This window comes from Ligilactobacillus equi DSM 15833 = JCM 10991 (assembly GCF_000615765.1).
GTDB classification, from domain to species: Bacteria; Bacillota; Bacilli; order Lactobacillales; family Lactobacillaceae; genus Ligilactobacillus; species Ligilactobacillus equi.
In genome coordinates this window covers 1-7266 of sequence record NZ_BAMI01000077.1, presented here as the reverse complement: position 1 = coordinate 7266, position 7266 = coordinate 1, and the positions used below count along the sequence as shown (strand labels likewise).

13 protein-coding genes are annotated in these 7266 nt (G+C 34.2%); all 13 read right to left on the bottom strand.

All coding sequences use genetic code 11. The annotated features are described in order from the left end of the window. Nucleotides 1–748, bottom strand: a 748-nt coding sequence (locus tag JCM10991_RS10915; RefSeq protein WP_025021502.1) for an RNA-guided endonuclease InsQ/TnpB family protein, incomplete at its 3' end; no start/stop codon positions are given. Between the two features lie 373 nt (nt 749–1121). Further along, nucleotides 1122–1535 (bottom strand): hypothetical protein, encoded by a 414-nt coding sequence (locus JCM10991_RS10905; protein ID WP_025021501.1) that lies wholly within the window; start codon nt 1533–1535, stop codon nt 1122–1124. 164 nt (nt 1536–1699) lie between these two features. Next, nucleotides 1700–2128, bottom strand: coding sequence for a hypothetical protein (locus tag JCM10991_RS10900; RefSeq protein WP_155889657.1), 429 nt, complete (start codon nt 2126–2128; stop codon nt 1700–1702). An 86-nt stretch (nt 2129–2214) separates the two neighbouring features. Continuing rightward, on the bottom strand, nt 2215–2388 hold the full coding sequence (locus JCM10991_RS15290) for a hypothetical protein (RefSeq protein ID WP_155889656.1): 174 nt from the start codon (nt 2386–2388) through the stop codon (nt 2215–2217). Between the two features lie 213 nt (nt 2389–2601). Next, complete coding sequence (locus JCM10991_RS10890; RefSeq protein WP_025021499.1) at nt 2602–2871, bottom strand: hypothetical protein; 270 nt, start codon at nt 2869–2871, stop codon at nt 2602–2604. 337 nt (nt 2872–3208) lie between these two features. Beyond that, complete coding sequence (locus tag JCM10991_RS10885) at nt 3209–3436, bottom strand: hypothetical protein (protein ID WP_025021498.1); 228 nt, start codon at nt 3434–3436, stop codon at nt 3209–3211. A gap of 427 nt (nt 3437–3863) precedes the next feature. Next, nucleotides 3864–4004 (bottom strand): hypothetical protein, encoded by a 141-nt coding sequence (locus JCM10991_RS15285; protein WP_155889655.1) that lies wholly within the window; start codon nt 4002–4004, stop codon nt 3864–3866. Between the two features lie 13 nt (nt 4005–4017). Beyond that, nucleotides 4018–4200, bottom strand: a complete 183-nt coding sequence (locus JCM10991_RS10875) for a hypothetical protein (RefSeq protein ID WP_025021497.1) — start codon at nt 4198–4200, stop codon at nt 4018–4020. 276 nt (nt 4201–4476) lie between these two features. Further along, nucleotides 4477–4923: a hypothetical protein gene (locus tag JCM10991_RS10870; protein ID WP_025021496.1), complete on the bottom strand. Its 447-nt coding sequence runs from the start codon at nt 4921–4923 to the stop codon at nt 4477–4479. 413 nt (nt 4924–5336) lie between these two features. Further along, nucleotides 5337–5588 carry a hypothetical protein gene (locus JCM10991_RS10865; RefSeq protein WP_025021495.1) on the bottom strand — a complete coding sequence of 84 codons (252 nt, stop codon included), beginning with the start codon at nt 5586–5588 and terminating at the stop codon, nt 5337–5339. 137 nt (nt 5589–5725) lie between these two features. Then, the gene (locus JCM10991_RS10860) at nt 5726–6088 is read right to left on the bottom strand and encodes a hypothetical protein (RefSeq protein ID WP_162149527.1); all 363 of its coding nucleotides are present in this window, start codon (nt 6086–6088) and stop codon (nt 5726–5728) included. A 26-nt stretch (nt 6089–6114) separates the two neighbouring features. Then, entirely contained in the window at nt 6115–6372 is a 258-nt protein-coding gene (locus JCM10991_RS10855) for a hypothetical protein (RefSeq protein WP_025021493.1), read from the bottom strand. 362 nt (nt 6373–6734) lie between these two features. Further along, nucleotides 6735–7124, bottom strand: coding sequence for a hypothetical protein (locus JCM10991_RS10850; protein ID WP_025021492.1), 390 nt, complete (start codon nt 7122–7124; stop codon nt 6735–6737). Nucleotides 7125–7266: the final 142 nt, after the last annotated feature.

Sequence of the window (7266 nt, the reverse complement as noted above, 5' to 3'; positions counted from 1 at the left end):
TCCAATTAGTAAAATCCTCAACCTCAATATCATACAACTTAGATTTATCATGATTATGAGTAGCGACTCTTACTTTAGTTGAGTGTAGCCTTTTGCTATATTTACGTTGCCACAATCTCGCCTTCTTTTCTAAGCTCTTGAATTGTAGTTTAGGATATTTAACACCATCAGAAGTAATTGCTAAATCATGGACACCCAAGTCGATACCTACTACTTTACCCGTTTTATTGAGCTTTTGGTTCTCAAACTCAACTTGCAAGCTCAAATAGTAGTTTCCATTAGGTGCATGTTCAACGGTATAACGTTTGATTTTACAATTATTCAACAGGTTAGTCTTACTTACTTTGACAATTCCCAATTTAGGTATTTTCATATATCTAGTATTGGCAACTTTAATGGTTGCTGACTTACCAGTATATGATTGTTTACAAGCCTTACGACTATGAAATCTAGGTCTACCATGCTTTCGCTTGAAAAACATTAGCCACGCTTGATAGAGATTATTAGTTACCACTTGTAAACTGGAGCTATCACTTTCTTTCAGAAACGTATATTCTTGTTTAAGTGGTTTTAATAAATATTGCATATCATAAGCTGACAAAATCTTTAAACTAGGATTGTTTTTATACCGTTGGTTAATTAGATTTAACATCTCATTCCAAACAAATCTGTCATTGCCAAACATCCAATCTAATTGTTGTTTCTGTTTAGCATTAGGATAGAATTTTAGTTTAATTCCTTTTAGCATATTATTCACCACCTTTCTGTGCGTTTATTATAATATATGCAAAAAAAGCACTTTAAGGTTAACCAAGTACGGTTAGCTTATCGACAATTCATCCCGTGTTTAAAAACACGGGCTTTCTTGTCTACTAACCTTTGTAAAAATCGTTTTCTAAAACTTCTTGACGTAACTTTTTAATTTCTTCTTTTGTGATAATTACTGTTTTCATATTACTTACCTCTCGTGTGTCTTTTGATTAACTTTATAATGTTATTATGTCATCCCCACCGCCACTATCAAGTTCTGACAGATGCTGATGTACCAACGATTATAAACAAAAAAAGCGGCTAAACCGCCCTTCATCACGAGGGAAAGAAGACTCCTGAACTCTGTTGACTTAACTAAATATCAAGGTTTCTTCATCAAACTTAGTTAGCTTTTCTGATGTAAAGATTGTCTCCCAGTATTCTTCATCTTCTCCTAATTGAGTATTACTTAATTGTGATACATATCCTTCTTCAAGTTCATTTTTAGCCCGAAGGTACGTATCACCTAAGTTATAGGCCTCATCCTCGTTATTTAAGCAATATACATTATTTAATTCAACAAGTTCATCATCTACATCAAATCCTATTCCGTTATCTAATAAGTAAGCACCACCTACTAAAATACTTTCCTCAGCAGAAGTTGCTAAACGTTCTTTCAAAGTTTCAGTTACTGTAGTTATTCGCTTTGTATTAAAATCGTAACTTGCTAAGGTTACTACCTCTTGATTTAATCGATTAATAATTTCTTGTACTTGTACTTTCATGGATATTACCTCTCGTCTTTATGTTTTTTGATTTTGGTTAGGTCTTACTTCATCCCGACCCTATGCCCTAATTATGACCTTTCCATTGTTACTGACAAGCTCTGACAGATATCATAAATTAACTGCATAAGCAAAAAACATCCCCTAAAGGATGCTTTTGACTACTATTTAATTGTTACGTTTACGATTCTATCGCCGTCTAACATAATCCAATTTTTATTCTCATACTCTATGTGATCGGCCAAAGATTCAGCAACATCATTTTCAATCACTGAGTAAGCCCAACTGAAGTCCCAGTTTTTATCCTCTAGTAGTTGGCCCAAAAGTTGATTTGCTTCCTGTTGGCCCAAAAGTTGATATGCTTCCTTTTGTTGAAGGTCTTGCGCCTTACTGCAAGCTTCTTCAAATTCTTCATCATCGTTTTCTGCACACAATGCTTCCAGAATAGACAAAGCTGTGTAGTCTGTTTCAGCATGTCCTTGATGTTCTTCACCTTCCGCGTCAATTACCATATAGTCAACTCGAAACGTTGCGTAATAAGGGATATTAGCCTCATCCCATTGGCTCTGATTGTCAATCGCTTCTTTTACCATCTCTCTCAATTGATGTCTTGCTTCTTTTTTTCCTCGGTTGTCTGTATCTCTTAGTGTAATCATAACTTTAACGTTTCCTTTCTTTATTATAAATTTCGGCCTAAATCTTGAAGAGCTAGGACAACAGCTACTTTCATGTTAATTTTCAACACACGGTCACTCAATTTCTTCATATATTTTTCTGAATCACTCCCCTTAATACTCTTAACAATAGCGTCATGAACTGCGATGATTAATTCATCATCTTTTGCATCTAACATAATGGTTACCTCCCGTTTTTAATACTTTTGATCATACATCTTACTGGGATGCTAACCATCCCTTATCTATGCCCTTATTATGGCATCTCTAACAGGACTAGCAAGCTTTGACGGATGATAATCTGCAATGATTATTGCTATCGTTTCAATCATTTTATAACGATTCCCTTACTCGTTGCAAAATAAAAAGACGGTATCACTACCGCCTTGGTTTTACTTAGCTTTAACACTAATTACGTTAATATGTTCTGTATTGTAACCGCCACCCGCAATAAGTTTTAAATCGTTAATAATGTATTTTGCCATCTCCTCATAATCTCGTCCCCAATATTCGGTATCGAAACGGTAGGTATCGCTAAATTTAAAAATCTTTCCCTCGTACCAATCTTTGATATACCGCATGTCTGGGTGGTCTTTATCAATCGTGTAAGTAATTTCTCCTGTAATAACTACTTTTGGTGATTTTGTTCTGTTATCTAACATAATGTTTTCCCGCTTTCTAGTTTTTTAGATTATCTCGGTTTTGGTTATTTTCCTCAACCTTGTGTCACCATTATGCCATCCCCACCGATGTTAACAAGTTTTGACAGATGTTGATTTAACGATTTTGGGGGTCTTGATTACTAAAAGGGATATTTGAGGTTTTTATCGTACACTAATTCAATACCATAAACACTATAAATTCAATTTTAATGTGGATATTTTTAGCTGTCATTGCATTTTAAATTAAATCAGTATGATTTTATCCGTAATTCTACAACGAGGCTTAAAACTAAAAAAAGCAGGTATTTCACCGCTTTTGAAATTAGATATTTGGCCCTTAGTAATTTGACACTTCTGCTCCGTCCTTCCATACTTCATAGACGCTGTTTTCTAGAATTTCATAATCTGGCATCTCATCATAATTAACACCATTTTCTTCTTCATAGTTAGGAAATTCCTTACGCATATAGTCGATTTCTAAGTCAACTGCAAAAAAGCGGGCTTCTTCTGCGGTATTGAAAGTTCCTAAGATTTCATCTGTATTTGTGTTGATTACATTAAACATAGTTAATTACCCTTCCTGTCCTTTGTTTTTTGATTTTTACAGACTTATTATGTCATTTCTAGTAATACAGGCAAGTTTTGACAGATATTAGCACATCGCTAAAAAAGCGGCCTCTGCCTTTTTTATCCCTTAGGTGTTTACAATTTTCTCGAAAAAAGGCAATTTATTAACATCGCACTTCAATGTTAAGAATTTACCTTTATTCAGAAAAAAAGACAACTAAGCATCCCTTTTGACAAAAAAATAACCTTCAGTTAGTGACGTTTTTTGAACTCCCATTCTACGTCGCTAACCTCCCGGCTATTTATTTTTAGTTTACCGTATTTGTTAATGCTTGCAAGTTTTGACAGATTTACGGATCGTAGGTTAATTGGTCGAAAAAAAGCCCCCAAAATGAAGGCTTAATTTAAGAGAATTTCTAGTTATTCTACTTCTTGTTATTGCAAGATGTCTCGTTTTCTTTTCTTCGTTCTTTACTGCTTAACATAGTCGCATATCCGAAAGCTAAACTAAGTAGGACTGACGGTGCAACCATCCCGAAAAATACCAACAAAATTTTGAGTTCCATGTGGCCCTCCCCTTTACTCAAGAATAAATTCTAAAGCCATCTTTTGGACGGTGTATTCTTTCCCGTTTTGACGCTGAAAGCTTACCTTAGAATTAGCAACCTTGGTAATAGTAATCTTCTCGTCTTGTTCTAGAGTTACATTCCCTAAATTGGCAGTAATTGGAGTTACAGTGTATGTTTTATTTTCAACTAACATGGTTAGTTCCTCGCTTTCTGTGTTCTCTACTCTATCTAACAGTGGCGGGTTATTTCATCCCTTACCACACTATTTATTATGCCACCGTTAAGGTTACTTACAATCTCTGACAAATAAAAAAGCGAGCGTTTAAGCTCACTTTAAAGGCTTATGTTGCCAACAAGGTAGAAAGTAATTTTTGGAGTTATTTTGCGAAAAAACGTTAATCTTAGCTACGTGTTTAGCTTGTTATTGATACTTTCTACCCTGTTGGCAACATAAGCCACCAAATCAATTTTATCTATACTCGAGTTTATTGCCTGTCACAGTACAATATACTTCTTTCATCATTTCAACAAAAGCGGTCTTTGCGTTGACTACCGAAACATCGGGGTAATAGTGATTACCTGTTATATACTCATAGCGTGAAATATGCTCTAAGTCTATACCTACCGCTTTCCCTTGACTATCTTTAATGCGATCATCTGCAGTTGCTAAAACCTTAAATTTAATGCCTAAAACCTCGAATTGGTCGCCCTCTATGACGTGTTCCATGCTAATTTCAAGTTCTTGTTCCTCGACAAAACGATTAACTGCTTTTCTAGACACTCTCGCAACACAAGGGGCTGTCTTTTTAACTTCATCATAAATCATCCCTAAGCGTTTGAGATTGTCGTTTGTAACATCCCCGTGCAAAGTAACCGTACTTTGATTTGCATAGGTTTTTACAATAATATCTTCCATAAATTTTCCTCCATTTTTTCTAACCAAAGAGGAAATAATTTTATAAATTAGTTTGTTTTTGAAGTTGCTTATTTCCCATACTATTATCAATTATTTGAATGTTACCAATCATTTAGATTACCTCACTTCTTTGGACTTTATTCCTTACTGTATTTTCATTATGTCACAACAATCATCGCCATCAAGTTCTGACAAAATTAAAGGCCTACAACATCCTAAAATGCTGTAAGCCTCCAAATCAGTAGTGGTTTCCTAAACTTTTTAATAAGTACATAACAATCTTTTCTTAGGGGAAAATGTTTAGAAAAAAGTTTTGTTAACTGAGGGATATAGGAGATACCCTCAACATCTTTATTATACTATCAATATAAACAAAAAGTAAATTATAAATACTGTTTTTTCTGATTTAATTCCTATTTAGTCATTGTATTTGCATCATATTGATCCAAAAAATTCTTGAATTGGTTATCTATTTCATGCTGAACTACTTCCTCAAAAGGTTTATTAGTCTGAATAGCTTGCTTGTCAAAATATTCTAAAATTTCAGCATCAGATATTTTATCAAATAAGTTCTCTAAACCTCGACTTTTACAAGCATCCCTTAGGTGTAGCATGATTATTATTCCTCCCATCATGCTATACACCACATCTTTTTCATCATCCATAGAAAATAATCCTCCCAATACTAAAAAACTCCTATGAGGTCTAAAATCATACAACTATTAACATTCTACCAAAATCTGAGATTTTTACTAACTAATTCATTATGCAAAAAAAGCCCTTATTTGAAGGGCTTTACTTGTTAATAACCGTATACTAAATCATCTACATTATCTTCATTCCAAATAACTACAATTTTCCAGTATTCCTCGCCTTTTTGTTTGTCCTTAATTCGCTTTTCCTCTTTCTTGATACGCTTTTCAAGGTCGGAAATACGCTCTTTATAACGATTCAACGTTTTTAATGTTGTCTCTGAACGTAAGTCGTTATCACACAAAAGACACTTGCTATTATAGTCTATTGACCGTAGCGTGTCGTTTTCTCTAAATTTCTTTCCCATTAACTCTGTATTGAATTTTGAACCGCAATTCTTGCATCCAATACACTTAGCCTTTACGTTTGTTGGGCGGTGTTCGTAAGCGTACGATACATGGTCATTTTTCAACTTTTCTAACCGATTTTGTAAATTTATCAATGCTTTAGTTGGCTTACCAATAGATTTCTTGATAAAGCGTTGCAATAGATGCCATCTTCACAAATATCATTGTCCCACTTTTCAGCTTTCTCTTCTGATACAACTCCATGACCATAAGTGTTTATATGACCATATCCATTTTCTACTAAAATTTGCGGTAGCATATCGTATGCGATACCCTTAACCCGCTTTTTTTCACGTTCTAGGTCGGCATACTTTCTCTTTACATCCATTGACTCTCCGGCGTGTCCCATAATAATTCCTCCATTTTTCTTTTTTGATAAGTGATTAGGTCTTGTTTTTTACTTCAACCTATGCTCTTATTATGGTTTATCCACTAATAACCGCAAGCTTTGACAGAAAAATTCTAAACGCTGCTAAATCAATGTTTCTGAATACTATGATATGTTTTGGGTTTACTTACATCCCCTATGTAACTTTTCTCCTAATTTCCTCTCTGACCCCTTTATTTTCTTCCTTACGCTCTTTTAACACTCACTCTTGATAATTAAACACCCTCAATTTTGGACGTTCACATCGCTTTTTATCCCCTTTAAATTGTACCTTCATATTTGAAGTAAATACTTAAAAAACCACCAAAACTGGTGGCTTTTACTTATTTGCTATATCCTAATTCTTGACTAACTTTGGACAATAATGCGTTCAAGTTATCAACATAATTCTTAATATCATTATATGCGATTGTAAGTTCAACAAATAATGAATCATCTACCTCTCTTTGTTCATTAATTGCTGATTTATCAAACATTACCCCAAAATGCGAGTTTTCTAAATCATCTAGTTCAATCGTTAAGTAAGGACTATCGTCTACTTGCTGATTTCCATTTACTACACCCACCATAAACTGACCGAATGAGTATGTAATATCTTGTGGATCAACTATTATTTCACCGTGGTTATCAGTAACTAACAGTTCTTCTTCCCACTCGCTTTTAAGTGAGATTACCTTTTCATTTTCCTCTCCATTTACAACCATCTTTAACATACCAATCACATTCCTTTCTGGATTTTGACTCTCTCTTTATGTATACCCTAATTATGACATCCTTTTTAAGGTTGACAAGCTCTTACAGATTTTTTAGATTTGTAATCTACTTCTTATCAGATTTCTTTACTGGCATCCCACT